Origin of the sequence: Microbacterium candidum (assembly GCF_030315975.1) — a bacterium.
Classification (GTDB): domain Bacteria; phylum Actinomycetota; class Actinomycetes; order Actinomycetales; family Microbacteriaceae; genus Microbacterium; species Microbacterium candidum.
Genome location: NZ_JASXSZ010000002.1, coordinates 529,748 through 551,340, shown reverse-complemented (window position 1 = coordinate 551,340; position 21,593 = coordinate 529,748). Strand labels below are relative to the sequence as shown.

At 69.8% G+C, this 21,593-nt stretch carries 22 protein-coding genes and 1 pseudogene; 15 read left to right on the top strand and 8 right to left on the bottom strand.

What is annotated here, in order from left to right; genetic code table 11:
* Nucleotides 1-8 precede the first annotated feature (8 nt).
* Nucleotides 9-1,241, bottom strand: coding sequence for an Nramp family divalent metal transporter (locus QSV35_RS08945; RefSeq protein WP_286288343.1), 1,233 nt, complete (start codon nt 1,239-1,241; stop codon nt 9-11).
* Nucleotides 1,242-1,304: 63 nt separating this feature from the next.
* Here QSV35_RS08945 and QSV35_RS08940 point away from each other — a divergent pair, with 63 nt between their 5' ends.
* Nucleotides 1,305-1,949, top strand: coding sequence for a TrmH family RNA methyltransferase (locus QSV35_RS08940; RefSeq protein WP_286288342.1), 645 nt, complete (start codon nt 1,305-1,307; stop codon nt 1,947-1,949).
* Nucleotides 1,950-1,984: 35 nt separating this feature from the next.
* Here QSV35_RS08940 and QSV35_RS08935 read toward each other — a convergent pair whose 3' ends face one another.
* A complete protein-coding gene (locus QSV35_RS08935) occupies nt 1,985-3,304 on the bottom strand; it encodes an MATE family efflux transporter (RefSeq protein WP_286288341.1) in 1,320 nt (439 codons plus the stop codon).
* Nucleotides 3,305-3,323: 19 nt separating this feature from the next.
* A complete protein-coding gene (locus tag QSV35_RS08930; protein ID WP_286288340.1) occupies nt 3,324-3,875 on the bottom strand; it encodes a cysteine hydrolase family protein in 552 nt (183 codons plus the stop codon).
* A gap of 68 nt (nt 3,876-3,943) precedes the next feature.
* On the opposite strand from QSV35_RS08930, the gene QSV35_RS08925 reads away from it, so the two are divergent.
* The 4 genes from QSV35_RS08925 to QSV35_RS08910 all read left to right on the top strand — a co-directional run bounded on the left by QSV35_RS08925 (nt 3,944) and on the right by QSV35_RS08910 (nt 9,189).
* Nucleotides 3,944-4,879: an ABC transporter ATP-binding protein gene (locus tag QSV35_RS08925; protein ID WP_286288338.1), complete on the top strand. Its 936-nt coding sequence runs from the start codon at nt 3,944-3,946 to the stop codon at nt 4,877-4,879.
* Nucleotides 4,876-5,913 carry an ABC transporter permease gene (locus QSV35_RS08920; protein WP_286288337.1) on the top strand — a complete coding sequence of 346 codons (1,038 nt, stop codon included), beginning with the start codon at nt 4,876-4,878 and terminating at the stop codon, nt 5,911-5,913. Before QSV35_RS08925 ends, QSV35_RS08920 begins: the two co-directional genes overlap by 4 nt.
* 22 nt (nt 5,914-5,935) lie before the next feature.
* Nucleotides 5,936-7,906, top strand: coding sequence for a M13 family metallopeptidase (locus QSV35_RS08915; protein ID WP_286288336.1), 1,971 nt, complete (start codon nt 5,936-5,938; stop codon nt 7,904-7,906).
* A 314-nt stretch (nt 7,907-8,220) separates the two neighbouring features.
* Nucleotides 8,221-9,189 carry a serine hydrolase gene (locus QSV35_RS08910; RefSeq protein WP_286288335.1) on the top strand — a complete coding sequence of 323 codons (969 nt, stop codon included), beginning with the start codon at nt 8,221-8,223 and terminating at the stop codon, nt 9,187-9,189.
* Here the strand turns inward: QSV35_RS08910 and QSV35_RS08905 are convergent.
* The gene (locus QSV35_RS08905) at nt 9,170-10,030 is read right to left on the bottom strand and encodes an SDR family oxidoreductase (RefSeq protein WP_286288334.1); all 861 of its coding nucleotides are present in this window, start codon (nt 10,028-10,030) and stop codon (nt 9,170-9,172) included. The two genes, QSV35_RS08910 and QSV35_RS08905, sit on opposite strands and share 20 nt — an antisense overlap.
* Nucleotides 10,027-10,437 (bottom strand): nuclear transport factor 2 family protein, encoded by a 411-nt coding sequence (locus QSV35_RS08900; protein ID WP_286288333.1) that lies wholly within the window; start codon nt 10,435-10,437, stop codon nt 10,027-10,029. The genes QSV35_RS08905 and QSV35_RS08900 overlap by 4 nt, the downstream gene beginning before the upstream one ends.
* A 52-nt stretch (nt 10,438-10,489) precedes the next feature.
* Between QSV35_RS08900 and QSV35_RS08895 the strand changes: the two genes are divergently transcribed.
* A complete protein-coding gene (locus QSV35_RS08895) occupies nt 10,490-11,125 on the top strand; it encodes a TetR/AcrR family transcriptional regulator (RefSeq protein WP_286288332.1) in 636 nt (211 codons plus the stop codon).
* A 10-nt stretch (nt 11,126-11,135) separates the two neighbouring features.
* Here QSV35_RS08895 and QSV35_RS08890 read toward each other — a convergent pair whose 3' ends face one another.
* Nucleotides 11,136-11,324 carry a hypothetical protein gene (locus QSV35_RS08890; protein ID WP_286288331.1) on the bottom strand — a complete coding sequence of 63 codons (189 nt, stop codon included), beginning with the start codon at nt 11,322-11,324 and terminating at the stop codon, nt 11,136-11,138.
* Between the two features lie 17 nt (nt 11,325-11,341).
* On the opposite strand from QSV35_RS08890, the pseudogene QSV35_RS20070 reads away from it, so the two are divergent.
* Nucleotides 11,342-11,398: pseudogene (locus QSV35_RS20070) on the top strand (hypothetical protein); the annotation flags it as partial.
* Nucleotides 11,399-11,767, top strand: a complete 369-nt coding sequence (locus tag QSV35_RS08885; RefSeq protein WP_474098943.1) for a WYL domain-containing protein — start codon at nt 11,399-11,401, stop codon at nt 11,765-11,767. It begins immediately after the preceding pseudogene.
* On the opposite strand, the gene purU is transcribed toward QSV35_RS08885, so the two are convergent.
* Complete coding sequence (gene purU, locus QSV35_RS08880) at nt 11,764-12,639, bottom strand: formyltetrahydrofolate deformylase (RefSeq protein ID WP_286288329.1); 876 nt, start codon at nt 12,637-12,639, stop codon at nt 11,764-11,766. The genes QSV35_RS08885 and purU overlap by 4 nt on opposite strands.
* A gap of 110 nt (nt 12,640-12,749) precedes the next feature.
* Here purU and QSV35_RS08875 point away from each other — a divergent pair, with 110 nt between their 5' ends.
* The 7 genes from QSV35_RS08875 (at nt 12,750) to QSV35_RS08845 (ending at nt 20,885) form a co-directional block, all read left to right on the top strand.
* Nucleotides 12,750-14,048 carry an extracellular solute-binding protein gene (locus tag QSV35_RS08875; RefSeq protein WP_286288328.1) on the top strand — a complete coding sequence of 433 codons (1,299 nt, stop codon included), beginning with the start codon at nt 12,750-12,752 and terminating at the stop codon, nt 14,046-14,048.
* Nucleotide 14,049: 1 nt separating this feature from the next.
* Nucleotides 14,050-15,018, top strand: coding sequence for a carbohydrate ABC transporter permease (locus QSV35_RS08870; RefSeq protein WP_286288326.1), 969 nt, complete (start codon nt 14,050-14,052; stop codon nt 15,016-15,018).
* Nucleotides 15,015-15,935, top strand: coding sequence for a carbohydrate ABC transporter permease (locus QSV35_RS08865; protein ID WP_286288325.1), 921 nt, complete (start codon nt 15,015-15,017; stop codon nt 15,933-15,935). Before QSV35_RS08870 ends, QSV35_RS08865 begins: the two co-directional genes overlap by 4 nt.
* Nucleotides 15,932-17,596, top strand: a complete 1,665-nt coding sequence (locus tag QSV35_RS08860; RefSeq protein ID WP_286288324.1) for an amylo-alpha-1,6-glucosidase — start codon at nt 15,932-15,934, stop codon at nt 17,594-17,596. Before QSV35_RS08865 ends, QSV35_RS08860 begins: the two co-directional genes overlap by 4 nt.
* Nucleotides 17,597-17,737: 141 nt before the next feature.
* Nucleotides 17,738-19,051 (top strand): sugar ABC transporter substrate-binding protein, encoded by a 1,314-nt coding sequence (locus tag QSV35_RS08855; protein WP_286288323.1) that lies wholly within the window; start codon nt 17,738-17,740, stop codon nt 19,049-19,051.
* Nucleotides 19,048-19,995 carry a carbohydrate ABC transporter permease gene (locus tag QSV35_RS08850; protein ID WP_286288322.1) on the top strand — a complete coding sequence of 316 codons (948 nt, stop codon included), beginning with the start codon at nt 19,048-19,050 and terminating at the stop codon, nt 19,993-19,995. The genes QSV35_RS08855 and QSV35_RS08850 overlap by 4 nt, the downstream gene beginning before the upstream one ends.
* Complete coding sequence (locus QSV35_RS08845; protein WP_286288321.1) at nt 19,992-20,885, top strand: carbohydrate ABC transporter permease; 894 nt, start codon at nt 19,992-19,994, stop codon at nt 20,883-20,885. The genes QSV35_RS08850 and QSV35_RS08845 overlap by 4 nt, the downstream gene beginning before the upstream one ends.
* A gap of 37 nt (nt 20,886-20,922) precedes the next feature.
* Here QSV35_RS08845 and QSV35_RS08840 read toward each other — a convergent pair whose 3' ends face one another.
* Nucleotides 20,923-21,579 carry a GntR family transcriptional regulator gene (locus QSV35_RS08840; RefSeq protein ID WP_286288320.1) on the bottom strand — a complete coding sequence of 219 codons (657 nt, stop codon included), beginning with the start codon at nt 21,577-21,579 and terminating at the stop codon, nt 20,923-20,925.
* Between the last annotated feature and the right edge of the window lie 14 nt (nt 21,580-21,593).

Below are 21,593 nucleotides of genomic sequence, written 5' to 3'. Positions count from 1 at the left end.
GCTGCCCGTCACGCGAAGGTCAGCCACAGCAGGACCGCGTTCAGCGCGATGAGGAAGACGGATGCGATGACCCCCAGCAGCGACGTCGTCGCGCTGTTGCGGAACCGGCCGAGCCGGGCGGTGAGGACGACGAGCGGGATGAGGGCGAACGGGATCCCGAACGACAGCACGACCTGGCTGAGGATGAGCGCGAAGGTGGGATCGACGCCGAGCCCGAGGATGAGCAGCGCCGGGACGAGCGTCACGATGCGCCGCACGATCATCGGCACGCGCACGTGCAGCAGGCCGTGCATGATCTCCGCTCCCGCGTACGCGCCGACCGACGTGCTCGCGAGGCCGCTCGCGAGCAGACCCACGGCGAAGATCGTCGCCACAGCCGGGCCGAGTCCGTCGCGGAGGGCCGCGTACGCGCCCTCGAGCGTCTCGGTGCCGGGCACGCCCGCGAGATTCGCCGCGGCCAGCAGCAGGATGCAGAGGTTCACCGTCCCCGCGATCACCATGGCGATCGTGACATCCCATCGCGTCGCCTTCAGGAGCCGGCCCGGCGTGATCGTCGTGCCCGCGAACCGGTCGCGCGCGAGCGCGGAGTGCGCGTAGATCGCGTGCGGCATGATCGTCGCACCCAGGATGGATGCGGCCAGCAGTACCGAGTCAGGCCCCTCGAACCGCGGGACGAGCCCGGCGACGACGGAGCCCGCGTCGGGCGGCGCGACGAAGACCCCGTATGCGAATCCGAACGAGATGATCGCGACTAGCCCGATGACGACGAACTCGAAAGCGCGCGCGCCGCGCCGCGACTGCACGAGCAGCAGGCCCATCGACACGACTCCGGTGATGGCGCCGCCCGCGAGCACGGGGATGCCGAAGAGCAGGTTCAGCGCGACCGCCCCGCCGATCACCTCGGCGATGTCGGTCGCCATCGCGACGATCTCGGCCTGCAGCCAGTAGGCGCGACGAGCCCACGGATGACGGATGCGGCGCCCCAGCGCCTGCGGCAGGCTCTCTCCGGTGACGAGCCCGAGCTTCGCGGACAGGTACTGCACGAGCCACGCGATGAGGTTCGCGAGCACGACCACCCATACGAGCAGGTAGCCGAACTGCGCCCCCGCGGTCATGTTGCTCGCGACGTTGCCCGGGTCGAGGTACGCGACCCCCGCGACGAGGGCGGGCCCGATCAGCCACGCGACGCGCCGCGTCGGCGCGGGCGGGGTGGTGACGATGTCGGGAGCCGTTTTCGGCATGCCGAAATTCTAGGCGTGTTTTCGGTGAGCCGAAACCTGGGGCCGCCCCGCTAGCCTGGCCGGGTGAGCGACGAGCAGGCCGAACGGCGCGACGAGGATGCGGACCAGCACGGCGTCGGACCGTGGCCCGGCGGGCCGGACGCCTGGCCGGACGGCCCGCGATACGACCGCGAGCTGCTCGCGCACGGCGACCGGCGCAACGTCGTCGACGCCTACCGGTACTGGACGATGGACGCCATCGTCGCCGACCTCGATGCCCGCCGGCACGCCTTCCACGTCGCGATCGAGAACTGGCAGCACGACATGAACATCGGCTCGATCGTGCGCAGCGCCAACGCGTTCCTCGCCGCCGAGGTCCACATCATCGGCAAGCGCCGCTGGAACAAGCGCGGGGCCATGGTCACCGATCGGTACCAGCACGTGCGTCACCACGAGGACGTGGCGGCGTTCGCGGCGTGGGCGCAGGATGCCGGCATCCCGATCATCGCCGTCGACAACCTCGACGGGGCGGTTCCCGTCGAGCGGTCGGAGCTGCCGGAGCGCTGCGTGCTGCTGTTCGGGCAGGAGGGGCCGGGACTGTCCGCCGAGGCGCTCGCCGCCGCATCCGGTCATGTCGAGATCACCCAGTACGGCTCGACCCGCTCGATGAACGCGAGCGCCGCCGCCGCGGTCGTCATGTACGAGTGGTGCCGCCGCTGGGCCGGCTAGCAAGGCTCTGCCGCCGGGCGTGAGACCGGGCTGAATCAGACGGGGACGGTTGTCCAGGCGGTTCCGCGTACGCGCCAGCCGAGCGTCGCGAGGCGCGCGAGCATGTAGACGCCGAAGAACGAGACGGCGAGCCACGTGAGCCCTGCCATCCCGGTGCCGAAGATCGCGACGAGCACCAGCGCGGGTGCGTACACGACGAGGTTGATGAGCCCCGCGAGCGCGAGGTAGCGCCCGTCGCCGGCGCCGATCAGCACGCCGTCGAGGACGAAGACGATCGCGCACACCGGCTGCGCGACGGCGAGCACGATGAGCGCGGGCACGATGAGCGCGGCGGTCGCGGCGTCCCCCGTGAAGAGGATGCCGATCATGCCGGAGAGCCCGCCGATGACGACACCCACGATCACGCCGAACCAGACCCCCCATGCGACGGTGCGCCCGAGCACGTGGCGGACCTCGTGGACGTCGCCCGCGCCGAGCGACTTGCCGATGAGCGCCTGCGCCGCGATCGCGAGGGCGTCGAGCGCGAAGGCCGCGGTCGAGAAGATCGTGAAGACGATCTGCCAGCCGGCGAGCTCTCGCGTGCCGAGTCCCGTCGCCACCGCGACCGTCGACAGGAGAGCGATCCGCAGCGACAGGGTGCGCAGGAACAGCCATCCGCCCGCACGGGCGGACCCGCGCACGCCCTCTGCCTGGGGGCGGACGGATGCGGCGTGCCGCCGCGCGAGCCGCCCGACGATGGCGACATAGGCCGCGACCATCGCCCATTGCGCGACGACGGTGCCGGCCGCCGACCCCGCCACACCCCACCCGAACCCGTAGATGAAGAGCGCGTTGAGCGCGATGTTGGCGCCGAATCCGGAGGCGGCGATCCACAGCGGGGTGACGGTGTCCTGCATCCCGCGCAGCAGCCCGGTCGCGGCGAAGACGATGAGCATCGCCGGAAGGCCCCACACCGAGATGCCGAGGTACGACTCCGCCAGCCTCGACACTTCGGGCGTCGCACCGAACAGCCCGACGATGAACGGCGTCGTCAGCGATCCGAGGAGGGCGAGCAGCGCGCCGATGCCGAGGGCGAGCCACATCCCGTCGATGCCTGCAGACACCGCGCTCGATCGATCGCCGGCGCCGAATCGCCGCGCGACCGCCGGCGTCGTCGCGTACGCGAGGAACACCATGAGCCCGACGATGGTCTGCAGCACCGCGGAGCCGATGCCGAGGGCAGCCAGCGGTGCAGGTCCGAGATGCCCGACCATCGCCGAGTCGGCGATGAGGAAGAGCGGTTCGGCGATGAGCGAGCCGAGCGCGGGGACGGCGAGCCGCAGGATGTCGCGGTTGAGCGTCGAGCGGGCGGCCACCCCCAGAGCCTACGGCGGCTCAGCCGAGGTCGACGTCGGCGGCCTTGACGACGGCCGCCGTCTTGCCCGGCCCGCCCTGGAACTGCCAGTAAAGGTTCGTGTGCGCGATGACGTCGGGGACGGGTGGTGCGCCCCACGCGGTCTTGTCGCCCGCCGTGTGCGCATCGCTTACGAGGGTCGTGTCGTACCCCCGCACGAACGCGCCGTGGATCGTCGATCGGATGCACGCATCCGTCTCCGCGCCGGCGACGATGAGGCGGTCGACGCCGAGGCCCGCGAGGATCTCCTCGAGGTCGGTGCCCTCGAACGAGTCGCCGTACTGCTTGTCGACGTGGGCTTCGCCCTCGGCGGGGACGAGCTCGGGCACGAGCGCCCAGCCCTCGGTGCCGCGCACGAGCTCGGGATCGTTGTGCTGCACCCACACGACCGGGACCCCGGCCTCGCGGGCGCGGTCGACCAGCCCGGCGATGCGGCCCACGACCGCATCGCGCTCGTATGCGCCGCCGACGACGTCGTTCTGCACATCCACGACGAGCAGCGCCGTCCCGTCGCGGTTCTCAAGTGTTGCCATGCGTGCGACGCTACGCCGGGTGGCCGACATCCTCGTCCCTGCGCAATGCGGACCCATAGAGTGGCCACATGGGGAGCACAGGAATCGTCGCGCGAGACGTGCGGCGCGCCTTCGGCGACGTCCAAGCCGTCCGCAGCATCACTCTCGAGGCCGCTCCGGGGCGGGTCACCGGACTCATCGGGCCGAACGGATCCGGGAAGACGACGCTGCTGCTGATGTTGGCCTCCCTGCTCGCGCCGGATGCCGGCGAGCTCAGCATCGGCGGTGTCGATCCGATCGCCGAGCCGCAGCGTGCGAGGGCGCTCCTCGGCTGGATGCCCGATGCCCTCGGCGCGTGGGGCTCGCTGACGGCGCGCGAGACGATCGTCGTCACCGGTCGCCTGCACGGGATGAAGCGGCCCGAGGCGGGGGCGCGCACCGAGGTCCTCCTCGCCGACGTGGGACTCGTGCAGCTCGCCGATTCTCCCGCGCGCGTGCTCTCCCGCGGCCAGAAGCAGCGACTCGGACTGGCCCGTGCGCTCGTCCACGACCCGCAGATCCTCCTCCTCGACGAGCCCGCTTCGGGCCTCGACCCGCAGGCGCGGGTCGATCTGCGGATCCTGCTGCGCCGCCTCGCGGGGGAGGGGCGCACGATCCTCGTATCCAGCCACATCCTCTCCGAGCTCGAGGAGATGGTCGACGACGCGGTGTTCCTCATCGCCGGCGAGACCGTCAGCAGCGATCGGCTCGCAGCGGCCGCGGGGCGTTCGCGCGCGTGGCGGGTTCGGCTCGTGGGGATCGACGCATCCGCCGCCGCGCCGCGGATCGCCGGGGCGCTGGCGCTCCCGCAGAGCGCGGTCGCACTCGACCGGCGCGACGCCGTCGTGATGTTCGACTCGGATGCCGCAGCGGCCGACGCCCTCCGGCTGTTGATGGACGCGGGTCTGCCCGTCGCCGAGTTCGCTGCGGCCGCCGGGACGCTCGAGCACACGTTCCTCGACCTCGAGAACGGGAGCGACGCATGAGCATCGACCGCATCCGAACCCTCGTCGGACTCGACCTGCGTCAACGCGTACGGAGCGTCGCGTGGTACGTCCTGCTGGGGGTCTATGCCCTCCTGCTGATCGGGGTCACGGCGCTCGCCTTCCTCGCCTTCGGCTTCAGCCACGCGCCCGGAGGCGCGATCTACTCGACCGTCGTCTTCGTCACGCTCCTGCTGGTCGTCCTCGTGTCGCCGGCGCTGACCGGCAATGCGATCAACGGCGACCGCGAGTCGGCGACCCTCGCCGCCGTGCAGGTCACCCTCGCGACGACGGGGGAGATCATCTGGGGGAAATTCCTCGCCGGCTGGATCACGGGCCTGGCATTCGCGGCCGTGGCGGCGCCGTTCATGATCATCGCGACGTTCGCCGGCGGGGTGTCTCCGCTCGTCGTCCTGATCTCGCTCCTCGTCCTGATCGTCGAGATCGGCGTCATCGTGGCGATCGGCGTCGCCTTCAGCGGCGTCCTGGCGCGTCCGCTCTTCTCCGTCGCGTGCACGTACCTGGTCGTCGCAGCCCTCGTGGTCGGGACGCCGATCGCCTTCGCCCTCACGGGGGCGGCGATGCGCACCCCCGTCCACAGCGAGACCCGCTCCGCCGTGTACGACGACACGGGAGCCATCGTGTCGTGCGAAGACTGGCAGACGGCCACGTATGACACCCCACGCTTCGATCGGGTGTGGTGGATGCTCGCCGCCAACCCGTTCGTCATCCTCGCCGACGCGACGCCGACGACGTTCGACGAGAACGGCAGCCCGACCGACATGTTCGGGCAGCTGAAGTACGGAGTGCGCTCGGCCCAGATCCCGCCCAAGACGGAGAACCGGTTCGACGAGTGCAAGCCGGGGAGTCAGTTCGAAGAGCGGCCCACGCCGGAGCAGGTCCTCGCGCAGACGACTCCCAGCTGGTTCGTCGGGATCACCCTCCAGGTCGTCCTCGCGGGGCTGCTCCTGTGGTGGGCGTGGACCCGCACGCGCACCCCCGCACGCAGACTGCCGCCGGGGACGCGCATCGCATAGCCCGGACCCATATCCTGGAGCAATGACCGTCTCCCCCCGTTCCGGTCTCGAGCTCGATGAGCTGAGCGCCGAGATCCGCCCGCAGGACGACCTCTACCGTCACGTGAACGGGAACTGGATCGAACGCACCGCGATCCCGGAGGACAAGGCGCGCTGGGGGTCCTTCCACCTCATCGCGGAGCAGGCCGAGAAGGACGTCCGCGCGATCATCGAGGAATCGCAGACGGCCGAGGCCGGCACCGAGGCCCGCAAGATCGGCGACCTGTACGCGAGCTTCATGGACACCGCGCGCGTGGCCGAGCTCGGCGCATCCCCCCTCGTCGCCCAGCTGGAGAGCGTCGACGCCATCGACTCCGTCGCGGCGTTCCTGCGCACGGTCGGCGAACTGGAGCGCGACGGCGTCGGCGGCATCATCGACCTGTACGTCGAACCCGACCCGGGCGACCCGACGCGGTACGTCCCGTTCCTCGTGCAGGGCGGCATCACGCTGCCCGACGAGAGCTACTACCGCCTCGAGAACTTCGCCGAGACGCGCATCGTCTACCGCGAGCACATCGAGCGCATCCTCGGCCTCGCGGGGATCGAGGATGCGGCGGCCCAGGCTGACCGCATCGTCGCGCTCGAGACCGACCTGGCGACGAACCACTGGGACAACGTGCGCAGCCGCGACGCCGTCGAGACCTACAACCTGCGCTCGTGGGACGAGGTGCAGACCCTCGCCGGGGTCGACCTGCAGCCGTGGCTCGACGGCATCGCACCGGGCCGCGCCGACGCCTTCGCGGAGGTCGTCGTCTACCAGCCGAGCTTCGTCGAGTCCCTCGGCGGCCTCCTCGTCGCCGACCGCCTCGAGGCGTGGAAGTCGTGGCTGCGCTTCAAGATCGTGCACGGTGCCGCCGCGTTCCTCTCCGACGAGTTCGTCGACGAGAACTTCTCCTTCTACGGCACGCAGCTCACCGGCGTCCCGGTGAACCGCGAGCGGTGGAAGCGCGGGGTCAGCGTCGTCGAGGCCGCCATGGGCGAGGCCGTCGGCCGCGTCTACGTCGACCGCCACTTCCCGCCGGCCGCGAAGGAGGCGATGGACGAGCTCGTCGCCGACCTCGTCGAGGCCTACCGCCGTTCGATCGCCGACCTCGAGTGGATGGGCGCGGAGACGCGCGAGCGCGCGCTCGCGAAGCTCGACGCCTTCACGCCCAAGATCGGGTACCCGGTGAAGTGGAAGGACTACTCGACGCTCGAGATCGACGCTTCCGACCTCGTCGGCAACATGCGCCGTGCGCACGTCCACGAGCACGACCGTCAGCTCGGCAAGGTCGGCAAGCCGATCGACCGCGACGAGTGGTTCATGACCCCGCAGACGGTCAACGCGTACTACAACCCGCTCATGAACGAGATCGTGTTCCCCGCGGCGATCCTGCAGTACCCGTTCTTCGACGCGGATCGGGATGCGGCGGCCAACTACGGCGGCATCGGCGCCGTCATCGGCCACGAGATCGGTCACGGCTTCGACGACCAGGGGAGCCGCTACGACGGCGACGGGTCGCTGCGCGACTGGTGGACCGACGACGACCGCGCGGCCTTCGAGGAGCGCACGAAGGCTCTCATCTCGCAGTACGACGCACTGTCGCCGCGCGGGCTCGACGACCACCGGGTCAACGGCGCGCTGACGATCGGCGAGAACATCGGCGACCTCGGGGGGCTGGGGATCGCGCTGAAGGCGTACGCGATCGCACTCGAGCGCACGGGCGCGAGCGAGACCGAGGAGGTCGACGGCTACGCCGGCGTCCAGCGGATGCTGCTCAGCTGGGGCCAGATCTGGCAGCAGAAGGGGCGCGATGCCGAGACCATCCGCCTGCTCACGATCGACCCGCACTCGCCGAACGAGTTCCGCTGCAACCAGATCGTGCGGAACATCGACGCGTTCTACGATGCATTCGACGTCACCGAATCGGATGCGCTGTGGCTCCCCGCCGATCAGCGCGTCACGATCTGGTGACCGGCGCCTGACCTCCTGCCGTGACGGACCCCCGACCGGACCCGGCATCCACTCCGCCCCCGACTCCCCCCACGGGACCCATGTCCGAAACCCGCGCGTCGCGGCGCTCCCGCAACGACCCCCAGCCTGTCCCACCCGTGCCGGCGCCCCCAGCCCCCACGGGTGACGAGCGACCCCCCGCACCTCCGTCGCGGCGGTCTCGGTCGGCGCCGCCGCCTCCGACGACGACCTCGTCGTCATCCTCGAGACGGGATGCGGCGGCCCGGCGCGACGCACCGAAGCCCGAGTCCAAGCCCGTCGAGAAGCGCGAGCGGGTGGCGCGCATCGAGCGGCCGGTGCGCGTCGAGCGCACGCCGACCGGGCGCATCCAGGTCCAGCGGACCGGGCCGTCGCGTCGCGGCGGCGTCCCGAAGACGCCGGGCCGCAGCGCGGGCAAGCCCGCGCGCCGGGGCGCTGTGGGCACGTTCCCCACGACCCTCGCCGCCCTCGACGAACTGGCCGCCACCGGCGCGAAGGTCTCGGTGCGCATCGTCGATCTCGACCGCGGCACCGTCATCCTCTCCGGCGACGACACCGTCACCCTGCCGATCGCCGGGCTCGGGGTCGTGCCCCTGCTCATCGAGGTGGCCGCGCAGTTCGAGCGCGGGACGCTGCATCCCTACGAGATCGTCGACCGCAAGGACCTCGAGCCGGTCGAGGTCGGCGGGGTGTGGCAGCACCTGAAGGCGCCGGCCCTGCCGCTCGTCGACCTCGCCGTGCTCGCCGCCGCGACCGGGGACGCGATCGCGACGAACGCGCTCATCGAGCGGGTCGGGCTGCCCGCGGTCCGATCCCGCATCGAATCGATGGGGCTGTCCCGCGCGGCGCTCCTCGACCGCTTCCGCGATCACCGCGGGCCGGACGACGCTCCGCACTTCGCGCTCGGTTCGGCGGAGGAGCTCGCCGCGATGTTCGCGTCGCTCGTGAACTCGGAGGCGATCTCGGCGGGCGTCAGCGCCCAGGTCGCCGAGTGGCTGAGCCTCAACCACGATCTGTCGCTCGTGGCATCCGCTACCGGTCTCGACCCGTTCGCGCACGAGAACGACGACCACGGCCTGCTGTTCATCAACAAGACCGGTCGCGACGACGGCGTGCGCGTGGAGGCCGGCGTGCTCGCCGGCCCCCGTGCAGGTGTCTCCTATGCGCTCATCGTGTGCTTCGACGACCTGTCGATCATGCACCGGCTGCGCGCGCACGCCGCCTTCCGCGCCCTCGGCGTCGAGCTCATGGAGTACGTGTACTGACGGCCTGCCCGACGACGTCGTGACACGGCAGCCACGCGAACTCGGCGCGTGCTGCGGACGCGTCGTAGGTCAGGTCGGCGGTGTCCATCGCGAGCGACTGGCGCATCAGTCGGGCGATCGCGGGACGTACCGGTGCCATCGCCACGGCCGACGCTCGGAGCACTCCGCGCGGGATGTGGCGTGGCCGCTCCGACCCCGTCGCCCACCGGGCGAGCTCGTTCATGGTGACGTTCCTCGGGCCGCCGATCTCGATCACCCGGCCGCGGAGGTCCCGGTCGAGCGCGGCGCGCACGACGACCTGTGCGACATCTGCGACCGACACGACGTTGATGGGGTTCTCGCCACGGCCGAAGACGACCGGCCTCCTCGAGCGGGCGGCCGTCTGACGCAGGATGTCCCGCCACAGTTCGGCGAACAGGGCACTGCGCACGATCGTCCAGTCGAGGCCCGCCGCTTCGCGGGTCGCGCGCTCCGCCGCGTGCTTCATCGCCGCGACCTCGATCGGGCTGCCGGGGCGTGCCCCGATGATCGACACGAGCACGAGGTCCGCGCCCGCATCCCTCGCCGCCGCGGTGAGAAGAAGGTTCGCGTCGCGGTCCACCTCGGCGGGCGATTCCCCCGCCTGCGGGTCGAGGCCGTTGATCGCGGAGACGACGACCCGCGAGCCCGCGACGGCCGCGGCGACGGATGAAGGATCCCGCAGATCCGCGGACACGAACTCTGCTCCGTCCGGCAGCTGTCGCGCGCGGCGCGCGACCACGCGCACCCTCTCGCCGCGCTCGAGGAGGCCGGCGGCGACGAGACTCCCCAGGCGCCCGGTGCCGCCGGCGACCGTGATCATGGCCCGACGCGGCGGCGGATGTCGTCATCCACCGTTCCGCTGTCGTACTCGACGGGCTCGAGATAGAACCGGCACGCCCTGGCCCGCTCGACGCCGTCCTCGTTCCCGACCTCGAAGATCGCGACGCCGCGCATGTCGTGCGGGACGCCGTCGCGGCGGGTGCCCCACATCCGCCACTCGGTCCATCTCGACGGGCCGTCCGACGCGCGCGCACGCACCTCGGCGCGCAGATCGGGAACGCCCGCGAAGATCTGGGCCCAGTTCGTGCGCACCTGCGCGCTTCCGCGGAAGTCGCGGCCGGGGTGCACAGGCATCTCGAGGCGGTAGTCGTCGGCGAAGCATCCCACCAGCGCATCCAGGTCATGCGCGTTCGTCGCCGCGCAGATCCGGTCGATGACATCGTCCATCACAGACCTCCAATATTGGATGCTGCCATCTGTATTGATTATGATGGTGCGCGTGGTGAAGCCGGATGTCAAGAGGCGGTACGACGCGAGCGGGCGCCGCGCCGCAGCGGCGCAGAGACGCGCGCGGATCGTCGATGCCGCGCGGGAGCGATTCCTCGCCGACGGCTATCACGCGACGACGATCGCCGAGATCGCGGCGGATGCCGACGTCTCGCCGGAAACCGTCTACAAGGCGTTCGGGAGTCGGGCCGGCCTCGTCGAAGCGATCTGGACTTCGGCGCTCACGGGCGAGAGCGAACGTCCCGCGGAGGCGCGCTCCGACGACGGGGCGCGCGCCGCGCGGAATCCGGACGAGCTGCTCGCGCACTGGAGCCGGATGGCGACCGAGGTCGCTCCGCTCGCTGCCCCGGTCTATCGGCTCGTTCGCACCGCCGCCGTCACCGACGCCGATGCCGGGCTCCTGCTCGAGCGGATCGACGCCGGGCGAGCCGAGAGGATGATGCACAACGTCGCCTACCTGGTCGAGGGCGGGCATCTTCGTCAGGGGCTCACGGCAGAACGCGCGCGCGACATCCTGATGGTCGCGACGGCCGACCTCTCCGAGGCTTTCGTCGACCGCGCCGGCTGGGAGCCCGCCGACTTCGCCGACGTGCTCCATCGCTTCCTGCGCGCGGCGCTGCTGCCCTGACGGCGCCGCGTCACGCCTCCTCGTCCCGCAGTGCGCCGAAGAATGCGCGCACGTCGTCGACGAGCACCTTCGGCTCCTCGAGTGCGGCGAAGTGCCCGCCGCGATCCTCGACGTCGGTCCAGCGCACGATGTTGTGGTGCGGCTCCTCCGCGAAGCGCAGGCCCACGTCGTGGGCGAAGACGATGACGGCCGTCGGCACGCCCGTCCGGGCGCTGGTATCTCGTGGCCCTGGACGCCGAACGCGAGGCCCGGCGCACTCTCCGGATCGACCGGATGCAGCACCCCGTCATCCTCCGCGAGGGGTTCGCGGAGCGCGAGATCCCCGACGATGCGCTGCGGCGGCTGACGTCACGGAGCATCACCACGGCGCCGTACGAGCATCGCGCGCGCGTGCGCATGCACGCCTCGGCGGCCGAGGTCGCCCGCATCTTCGACCCGACGGTCGCGACGGTGACGGCAGACACGGGCGGCACCTGCATCCTCACGGCCGGCGCGCGGCGACCGGAGGAGTTCGCCGCCTACCTCGGCATGTCGGGCCTCGAGTTCGAGGTCATCGAGGGGGACGCCGTGCGGACCGCGCTCGTCGAGGTGGGGGAGCGGCTGATCCGCGCCGCCGCGCGCCCCGCCAGCATGAGCCTCTAGAAGACGATGGTGTGGTTGCCGTGCCGGATGACGCGGTCCTCGGCGTGCCACAGCACGGCGCGCGAGAGCACCTGGCGCTCCACATCCGCCCCCCGTCGCGCGAGCTCGGCGGCGGAGTCGGCGTGCGTGACACGGATGGTGTCCTGCTCGATGATCGGGCCCTCGTCGAGGTCGCCCGTCACATAGTGCGACGTCGCTCCGATGAGCTTGACCCCGCGCTCCTTCGCCTTGCGATACGGCTCGGCGCCGATGAAGGCCGGCAGGAACGAGTGGTGGATGTTGATGACCGGCACGCCGAGCTGCTCGAGGAAGGCCGGCGACAGGATCTGCATGTAGCGGGCGAGCACGACGAAGTCGACGTTGCCCTTCAGGAGCTCGAGGATCTTCGCCTCCGACGCCGACTTGTCCGGCCCCGGCACCGACGGCACATGGAAGAACGGCACCCCGAACGACCGCACGTCCTCCGCCGATGACGTGTGGTTGGAGATGACCATCGGCACGGTCACGGGCAGATCGCCCCGGCGGTGGCGCCACAGCAGGTCGAGGAGGCAGTGGTCCTGCTGCGACGCGAGGATCGCCATGCGCTTCGGCGTCGACTGGTCGGTGAGCGACCACTGCAGGTCGAAGGCGCTGCCGAGCGTCGCCTCGAGGTCGGCCTGGATCTCCGGCAGCGCCGCCGCGAGGTTCGGGCGGTGGAACACGACGCGCTGGAAGTAGGCGCCCCCGGTGGGCTCCTCGGAGTACTGGTCGAGCGCGACGATGTTGCCGCCGTTGCGCGTGATGAGCGCCGAGACCGCCGCGACGATTCCCGGCTGATCCTTCCCGTGCACGATGAGGCAGGCGTGATCGGGGCGGAGGTTCGGGGCGGCCATGCATAGATTCTGCCGCATCCGATCTTGACAATCCTGCGTGCTGTATACAGAATACTGAGTGCCGGTTCGCACCGCCGGTGCGTTCTTCCAATGACGAAAGAGGTAAGGGAATGTCCCGCATCAACCCGAAGATGAGGTACATCGTCGCCATCGGCGCAGCCTCCGCGCTGGCGCTCGGCATGGCCGGCTGCAGCGGTGGCGGCGGCTCCTCCAGCGGATCGAAGACGGTCGTCTTCGCGACGTGGGGCTCCGCCGACGAGCTCAAGAAGTTCAAGGAGTTCGACGCGGACTTCATGAAGCGCCACCCCGACATCACGGTCAAGCTCCAGCCGGTCGCCTCCTACGACGACTACCACTCGAAGCTGCTCGCCCAGCTCGCCAGCAACACCGCGCCCGACGTCTTCTACGTCGGCGACGACAAGATCGGCCAGTTCGTCGACTCGGGCCGCCTGATGGACATGACCTCGCTCATGGACTCGAGCGCCAGCAAGTCGAAGGCGTCCGACTTCTTCCCGGGCCTGTGGGGCGCCGCCCTCAAGGACAACAAGTACTACGCCGCCCCGAACGACGCCAACCCCGACGTCATGTGGTTCGACACCGCAGCGCTGAAGGCGGCCGGCATCACCGAGAACCCGGCCGATCTCGCGGCGCAGGGCAAGTGGACCACCTCCACGTACCTGCAGATGAACGACAAGCTCAAGGCCGCAGGCCTCACCGGCTCGATCTTCTGGAACTACTGGTCGACGCACTACAGCTGGATCTCGTCGCAGGGCGGCACCGCATATGACAAGAGCGGGAAGTTCGTCGGCAACACCGACCCGACGACGCAGTCCTCCGTCGACCAGCTCGGCAAGTACTTCCAGGACGGGAAGTTCGTCGTCGCCGACACGCTGCCGCAGGGCGCGGGCGCGGACAGCATCTTCGTCAGCCACAAGACGGGCTTCTACATCGAGGGCCGCTACGGCATCGCGACCGCCCAGCAGAGCGGGACGCCCCAGGATTACGACATCGCCCCGTGGCCGACACCCGACGGCAAGGCCGCACCGACCGGAGTCGCGACGTCGTACCTCGCGATGAACAGCGCGACGAAGTCGAAGGACGCCTCGTTCACCTTCTGGACCGAGTGGCTGAGCGCCGAGGGTCAGACCTTCCGCCTGTCGGGCTCGGGCAACGCCGTCCCGTCGATCAAGGGCGCCGACAAGGTCGTCCTCGAGGGGTACCCGGCTCACGCCCAGACCTTCCTCGACATGCGCGACATCGGCTTCGAGGACTACGCCACCGAGGCGCGCGTGCCGAACCTGTCCACCGACATCAGCGACCTGTATCTGAAGCTCTACCAGGGCAAGTCGACCGGGAAGGACACGCTCGACCAGAGCGCCGCGCTGATCAAGAGCAAGACCGGTCAGTGAGGTGAGCGGGATCGCCGCGGGCGAGCGGGTGCTGCAGGCTGAGCTTGCAGCACCCGGCGGCCCGATCGACACGCGCAAGGAAGCGGCCTGGCGCCGCCGAGACCGCCGCTGGGGCTACGTCTTCATCGCCCCGCAGCTGTTCGGCATGCTGCTGTTCGTCGTCGTCCCGTTCGCGGCGAGCCTCGTTCTCGCGTTCTCCCAGTGGGACGGCCTCGGCACCCTCACGTGGGTCGGCTTCGAGAACTTCACGAAGGAGTTCCAGGACGACCTCCTGTGGAAGTCCATCGCCAACACCCTGATCATCGCCGCCGTCACGGTGCCGATCGGCCTGGGGCTCGCCGTCATCATCGCGGTCGCCCTGGAGAAGCTGAAGACCAAGACGCTCTACCTCGTCCTGTTCTTCGCGCCGGTCGTCACCTCGACGGTGGCGGTCGCGATGATCTGGCAGCAGATGTTCCGCTCGGACGGCGTCCTGTCGACCGTCATCTCGAAGGTGTTCGGGGTCACGCCGCCGGACTGGCTGCAAGACCCGCACCTCGCGCTCCTCGCCGTCTGCATCGTCACGATCTGGTCGTCGCTCGGCCTCAACGTCGTGATCTTCCTCGCCGGACTGCAGAACATCTCGCCGTCGGTCATCGAGGCGGCCCGCATCGACGGCGCCGGCGCGACGCGGCTCTTCTGGAGCATCCGCCTGCCGCTCCTGTCGCCGATCGTGTTCTTCTCGTCGGTCATCGCGTTCATCTCGTCGCTGCAGACCTTCGACGTGGTCTATGTCCTCGTCAAGAAGGCCGGACCCGACAACGCGACCCGCACGATCGTGTACCACATCTTCGATCTGGGCTTCACTCGGTTCGAGTTCGGGCCGGCGAGCGCGGCATCCATCATCCTGCTGATCCTGACGCTCGTCATCACGGCGATCCAGTTCGGCGCGCAGAAGAAGTTCGTGCACTACGAGGACGACCCGGCATGACCACGCTGAATCCCCCCGCACCCGCGACCGAGTCGACGATCGCGATGACCGCACCCGGACTGACGCCCCGGCCCGGCGGCGGCCGCGGCAAGCGTCGCGCGCGCTCGACGCTGCTGCACGTCGTACTGGTCGCCGTCGGCCTGCTCTTCGTCTTCCCGTTCATCTGGATGATCCTGACGTCGTTCAAGACGCTGCCGCAGCTGCTGAAGGCCCCGCTGTCGTTCCTGCCGGCGCCGTTCACGATCCAGAACTACATCGACGCCTGGAACTCGGTCCCCTTCGCGCAGGCGTACTTCAACAGCATCTACATCGGCGTGCTGGTCGTCGTCGGCACGATCATCACGGCGTCGATGGCGGGCTACGCGTTCGCGCGCATCCGCTTCCGCGGCGGCCGCGTGCTGTTCATCGTGTTCCTCGCGACGCAGATGATCCCGGCACAGGTCACGCTGATCCCGTTCTACCTGCTGATGTCGAAGCTCGGATGGGTGGACTCGCACCTGTCGCTCATCGTCCCGGCGCTGCTCGCGAACCCGTTCGCGGTGTTCCTCATGCGTCAGTTCGTCCTCGCGCTGCCGCGAGAGCTCGAGGAGGCGGCGCTCGTCGACGGCGCGGGCCGCTTCCGCATCTTCTGGAGCGTCGTGCTGCCGAACCTGCGGCCCGGCATCGCCGCCCTGAGCATCATCACGGCGATCAACGTCTGGAACGCGTTCCTGTTCCCGCTCGTGCTCCTGAACACGCCCGACCTGTTCACGGTGCCGCTGCTGCTCCAGAGCTTCCAGGGCCAGTTCGGCTCGGTCAACTACGGACTCGTGATGGCCGCCTCGGCGATCTCCACGATCCCGATGCTGATCGTGTTCATCATCGGCCAGCGCAAGATCATCAGCAGCATGGCCGCATCCGGGCTCGGCGGACGATGACCGATCTCGCCGCGCTCGCGGGGCGTCACCTCGACCTCGTGCGCGCGCCCTTCACGCTGCCCTCCTCGCGGATCATCGTGTTCCGCGCGGAGGAGGGCGGCGGAGTGCGCGTGCACACCGCCGAGTACGAGAAGCAGCTCGACGAGTGCCGGGTGCTGGACCTGCTCATCGTGCGGGATGCCGCCGGCTCCGTGCTTCCCGTGACGGACGTGCTGCCGCACGCGGTGACGTTCGGCGGTGGAGCGGCGACGCTCGTCTTCGACGGCGTCGGCGCGCTCTCGCTCGGCGCTGGCGCCCCGGGCATCTCCGCGGAATGGACGACCCCCGACGGGCGCACGCGCATCGCGCCGCTCGATCCGGCCCTGCGGTTCGCGGTGGCGGACGACCGAGCCGTCGAGGTCGCCGCATCCCTCGCCCACGCGGAGGCCGCGTCGGCGGCGCAGGCGGTGTGGACCGACTGGTTCGCCACGTGCCCGGTCGTCCGCGACGACCTGCAGGAGATGACCGCCTTCTGCTGGTGGGTGCTCGGGGCGAACATCGTGTCGCTGCCGCGGCTGCGCACGCCGGACTCCGGTGAGGTCCGCGCGATCGTGCCGTCGAAGATCGGCTATGTCGGCCTCTGGCAGTGGGACGCGTACTTCATCGCGATCGGGCTGCGCCACGGCGACGCCGCGCTCGCGCGCGAACAGCTCGACCTCGCCTTCCGGTTCCCGACCGCCGCTGGCCAGCTGCCCGACGTCGTGCACGAGGAGGGCGTGCTCGCCTCGAGCGACGACCTGCCGCAGGCGGACCGCGACCGCCTGCGGCGCGCGGGCTCCCAGATCGCCGACCCGAATGCGCCCGTTCCGCTGACGAAGCCGCCGCTGTCGGCGTGGGCGCTGCGGAAGGTCCTCGAGGCGTCACCGGCGACGGATGAGGTCCGGGCGTGGGCCGCCCGGCAGCTGGACACGATCCGGCGCTCGCAGGACTGGTGGTTCGCCGCATCCGATCTCGACGGCGACGGCATGCCCGAGTACGGCCACCCGTACTCGTCCGGTCTCGACGACAGCCCCATCTTCGACGGACCGCTGCCGACGACCGCGCCCGACCTCGGTGCCTATCTCGTGCTGCAGGACCTCGAGCTCGCCCGCTTCGGGGAGGAGTTCGGGTTCGACCCCGCTCCGCACCTCGCACGTGCCGAGCGCACGCTCGCGAAGCTGCTCGCGATGTGGGATGCGGATTCCCGCGTGTTCCGCGCCCGGGCCGCGGGCGTCCCCGTCGCCTCGGACGCGATAACGGGCCTCATGCCGCTGCTGACCGGCCGCCTCCCCGCCGACATCGTCGACGCCCTTGTGGCGGCTCTCGAGGATCCGGCCCGGTACGGCACGCCGTGGGGGCTGCCCACCGTCGCTGCGGGCGACCCGGACTTCTCCGCGACCCGCATGTGGCGGGGGCCGGTGTGGATCAACACGAACACGCTCGTCGCCGAGGGGCTCGCCGACTCCGGACACCCCGACCTCGCGCGCGAACTCGTCGAGCGGACCGTCGCCCTCGTGATGCACGGCGGGGGCCCGCACGAGTACTTCAACCCGCTCACGGGGGAGAAGGCGCCGACCGCGACCACCGCGTTCGGATGGTCGGCGGCGCTCTTCGTCGACCACGCCGTCGCGCTCTCCCGCTGAGCCCAGCCCGAACGAAGAGGGATGCCGCAGCCGAAAGGCCGCGGCATCCCTCTTCCCGTCTTCCGGAAGCTGGGGTGGTGACGTCAACACGTTATGTGTACTGTATTCAGTATCCATTCGGGGTTTGACGAGGAGGTCAACATGAAGCGACGCGGGATTGTCCTCGCCGCGATGACGGCGGCGGCAGCCGTCGCACTGTCCGGCTGCGCATTCGGTGGCGGGACGCCGTCGAGCGGGCAGACGCTCAAGGCCGGCGGCGACGCCACCGGCGCGATCACGGTCTGGTCCTGGGATGTCGCGGCCACGGCGCTCAAGCGCCTGGCGACGCAGTACGAGAAGGCGCACAAGGGCACGACGATCAAGGTCGTCGACATCGGCTACGACAACGCCTACGACAAGATCTCCGTCGGCCTGCAGGCGGGCACGGGTCTTCCCGACCTGATCACGCTCGAGACCGACCACAACCAGGGCTACATCACGCAGTTCCCGAAGGGGTTCACCGACCTGAACCCGGTGATGGGCTCGATGAAGAGCGAGTTCGATCCCTTCAAGTGGGCCGCAGGCAACGACACCTCGGGCCACCTGCGCGTCGCGCCGTGGGACTCCGGCACTGTCGCCCTGTACTACCGCACGGACTACGCGACGCAGGCCGGCGTCGACATCTCCTCCGCGAAGACGTGGGACGACCTCATCGCCCTCGGCCAGACGATCAAGGCGAAGACGGGGCACACGCTCCTGTCCTCCGACCTGTCGGCCGGCGGGCCGTTCACGATGATGCTGCAGCAGAACGGCGAGGGCATCTTCAACGACGCCGGCGAGATCACGGTCAACTCGCCCGAGGCCGTCAAGGTGCTGACCCTCATCCAGGGGATGAACAAGGACGGCCTGATCAAGAACGTCAAGGGCTGGGATGCCGAGGTCAGCTCGGCGAAGGCCGGCGACTCCGCGACGACGCCCAACGCCGTGTGGTGGATCGGCACCCTGACGAGCGAGGCCGCCGAGAGCTCCGGCAAGTACGCCGTCGTCCCGCTGCCGCTCGTCGACTCGAGCAGCGCGCCGACCTCGAACAGCGGCGGCTCCGGCCTCGCCGTCCCGACGCAGGCGAAGAACCCGCAGCTCGCGGCCGCGTTCCTCGCGTACGTCCTCGCGGACGCGCAGAACCAGGCCTCGATGATGAAGAACGAGGGCCTGTTCCCGGCGTACCTGCCGGCGCTCAAGACGCCCTACTTCGAGCAGCCGCAGGAGTACTTCGGCGGCCAGAAGGCGTACCAGGCGTTCGCCGAGCTGACCCCGAAGATCAAGCCGATCAGCTTCACGTCGGACTACTCGAAGGCCAGCGACATCGTCGCCAACGCGGTCCAGGCGGCTGTGCTCAACGGGCAGGACCCGAAGGCCGCGCTCGACTCGGCCGCGCAGCAGATCGCGACGGCCACCGGCCGGAAGATCGCGGGATGACGGTCGCCACCTCGGTGCGGAGCCTCGAGTCGAAAGACCGAGGCTCCGCGCCCCGCCTCCCGCGCTCGCCGCGCGGCGGCCGCCTCGCGAAGCGCCAGCAGCGGCCGGGCATGTGGTTCGCCCTGCCCGCGGCGGCCCTCCTCGCGCTCTTCTTCGCGTATCCCCTCGCCGTCTCGCTGCTGCAGAGCTTCTTCTCCACGAGCGGCGGTGAGACGACGTTCGTCGGATTGAAGCAGTACGCGCGCCTGTTCGAGGATCCGCTCGTCGGGCAGAGCCTCATCAACGCCGGGCTGATCCTCGTGGTGCAGGTGCCGCTCATGATCGGCCTCGCCGTCGGGCTCGCGTACCTGCTGAACCAGGCGTGGCTGCGGTTCAAGGGCGGGTTCCGCCTCATGACCTTCCTTCCGGCGATCACGACGCTCGTGGCCTACGCGGTCGTCTTCCGCGTGATGCTCGCCACCGACGGCGGGGCGATCAACCAGCTCCTCGGGATCTTCGGCGTGGCCCCGGTCGACTGGCTGAACAACGAGTGGTGGGCGCGCGTCGCCCTCATCGGCGCGATCACGTGGCGCTGGACGGGCTACAACATGGTCATCATCCTCGCGGGCCTGCAGAGCATCCCCGGCGAGCTCTACGAGGCCGCGCGCATCGACGGCGCCGGCCGCTGGCAGACGTTCTGGCACATCGTCGTGCCGCAGCTGCGCCCCGTGCTGATCTTCACGATCGTGACCTCCACGATCGGCGCCCTCCAGCTCTTCGACGAGAACTTCGTCCTCACCGGCGGAGGCCCCAACAACGCCACCCTGACGCCGGTGCTCTACCTGTACAAGGTCGGCTTCCAGCAGTTCGACAGCGGCTACGCCTCGGCGATCGCCTGGATGCTGGTCGCCCTCACCGCGATCATCTCGCTGATCCAGTTCCGCCTGATGAGGGAGAAGGCATGACCACCCAGCTCATCGTCACCGGTCGCTCGCGGCGGAGCGAGGTGCCGGCATCGGGCCGCGAGAGCGGGCTGCGGCGCGTCATCCTGCAGTCGCCGGTCTACATCGTGCTCGTCGTCGCGAGCCTCCTCGCCCTCGTCCCGTTCCTGTGGATGGTGGTCGCCTCGACGCACAAGACGTCGGATCTGTTCGCGACCCCGCTGCCCATCCTGCCCGGCGGCGAGTTCTGGGTGAATCTCGCGCGCCTGCAGGAGACGACGAACTTCGGCCAGGTGATGCTGAACAGCCTCCTCGTCGCGATCGTCTACACGGTCTTCAGCTCGATCGTGAGCATCATGTGCGGCTACGGCCTCGCGACCTACCGGTTCCGCGGCAGCGGGGTGCTGATGGCGGTGATCCTCATCACGATGATGATCCCGATGCAGGTGCTGCTCGTGCCGCTGTTCCAGATGATGGCCAACGCCGGATGGATCGACACGTATCAGGCGCTCATCATCCCGTTCCTCGCCAACGCCTTCGGCATCTTCCTGATGCGGCAGGGCTTCCAGGACTTCCCGACGACGCTCATCGAGGCCGCACGCATCGACGGTGCGTCGGAGCTGCGCACCTTCTACCGGATCGTGCTGCCGGTGGCGCGGCCGCAGATCGCCGCGCTCGTGATCTACACGTTCATCAGCCAGTGGAACTCGTTCATCTGGCCGCTGCTCATGCTGAACACGGAGGACAAGTACACGGTCCCGGTGGCGCTGAACACGATGGTCGGAGCCACGCACGTGGACTACTCCGGGCTCATGCTCGGCTCGCTGCTGGCGACGCTGCCGCTGTTCGTGCTCTTCCTCGTGTTCCAGAAGCAGTTCGTCGCGGGGCTCCTCGGCGGAGCGGTGAAGGGCTGACGGCGACCTGCCGTCAGCCCTTCACCGGTGCCGGCTCTCAGGCCGTGAAGTAGGGGCTCGATGCGTTGTCGAGGATGCGCTGGGTGCCGTGCATCCAGTTGACGCGCAGCGCGGCGACCGCGCCGCGGATGTCGCCGTCGATGAGGCAGCGGGCGACCTCAGCGTGCTCGGCGGCGGTCCGCTCGATCGTCGCGTCGTTGGGGACGAGGAGGGACTCGTAGCGATGGATGGCGCCGCGGACGCTCTCGATCATCTCGAGCAGACGCGCGTTGGGGCACGCGCTGAGCATGAGGTGATGCCATTCGTCGTCCTTGGTGACGACGAGCGAGTGCTCCACGAGCTCCTGATCGAACTCCGCGGCGAGCTTCGCGAGCTGTGCGCCGATGCCCGGCAGCGCCTGGCGGGGCGTCACCTCGAGGGCGAGGCCCTCGAGCGCCGCCATGATCGGGGCGAGCTCCTCGAACTCGCTCTTGGAGAGCGGGACGAAGCGGAAGCCCTTGCCGTTCTCGCTCTCGATCTGCCCTTCGCTCTCGAGCGCGATGAGCGCTTCGCGGAGGGGGGTGCGGCTGACGCCCAGCTCGGCGGCGAGCTGCACCTCGTTGATGCCCTCGCCCGGCTCCACGACGCCCGCCCGCATCCTTGCGAGCAGCTCGTCGCGCACCTGGGAGCGCAGATTCTTGCGTTCGATCGCCATATTCGTCCTAACCT

Coding starts and splice junctions, on each gene's coding strand:
- QSV35_RS08945 (WP_286288343.1), bottom strand. CDS start 1,241: ATGCCGAAAACGGCTCCCGACATCGTCACCACCCCGCCCGCGCCGACG.
- QSV35_RS08930 (WP_286288340.1), bottom strand. CDS start 3,875: ATGGCAACACTTGAGAACCGCGACGGGACGGCGCTGCTCGTCGTGGAT.
- QSV35_RS08925 (WP_286288338.1), top strand. CDS start 3,944: ATGGGGAGCACAGGAATCGTCGCGCGAGACGTGCGGCGCGCCTTCGGC.
- QSV35_RS08920 (WP_286288337.1), top strand. CDS start 4,876: ATGAGCATCGACCGCATCCGAACCCTCGTCGGACTCGACCTGCGTCAA.
- QSV35_RS08915 (WP_286288336.1), top strand. CDS start 5,936: ATGACCGTCTCCCCCCGTTCCGGTCTCGAGCTCGATGAGCTGAGCGCC.
- QSV35_RS08905 (WP_286288334.1), bottom strand. CDS start 10,030: ATGATCACGGTCGCCGGCGGCACCGGGCGCCTGGGGAGTCTCGTCGCC.
- QSV35_RS08900 (WP_286288333.1), bottom strand. CDS start 10,437: ATGGACGATGTCATCGACCGGATCTGCGCGGCGACGAACGCGCATGAC.
- QSV35_RS08885 (WP_474098943.1), top strand. CDS start 11,399: ATGCAGCACCCCGTCATCCTCCGCGAGGGGTTCGCGGAGCGCGAGATC.
- purU (WP_286288329.1), bottom strand. CDS start 12,639: ATGGCCGCCCCGAACCTCCGCCCCGATCACGCCTGCCTCATCGTGCAC.
- QSV35_RS08875 (WP_286288328.1), top strand. CDS start 12,750: ATGTCCCGCATCAACCCGAAGATGAGGTACATCGTCGCCATCGGCGCA.
- QSV35_RS08865 (WP_286288325.1), top strand. CDS start 15,015: ATGACCACGCTGAATCCCCCCGCACCCGCGACCGAGTCGACGATCGCG.
- QSV35_RS08860 (WP_286288324.1), top strand. CDS start 15,932: ATGACCGATCTCGCCGCGCTCGCGGGGCGTCACCTCGACCTCGTGCGC.
- QSV35_RS08855 (WP_286288323.1), top strand. CDS start 17,738: ATGAAGCGACGCGGGATTGTCCTCGCCGCGATGACGGCGGCGGCAGCC.
- QSV35_RS08850 (WP_286288322.1), top strand. CDS start 19,048: ATGACGGTCGCCACCTCGGTGCGGAGCCTCGAGTCGAAAGACCGAGGC.
- QSV35_RS08845 (WP_286288321.1), top strand. CDS start 19,992: ATGACCACCCAGCTCATCGTCACCGGTCGCTCGCGGCGGAGCGAGGTG.
- QSV35_RS08840 (WP_286288320.1), bottom strand. CDS start 21,579: ATGGCGATCGAACGCAAGAATCTGCGCTCCCAGGTGCGCGACGAGCTG.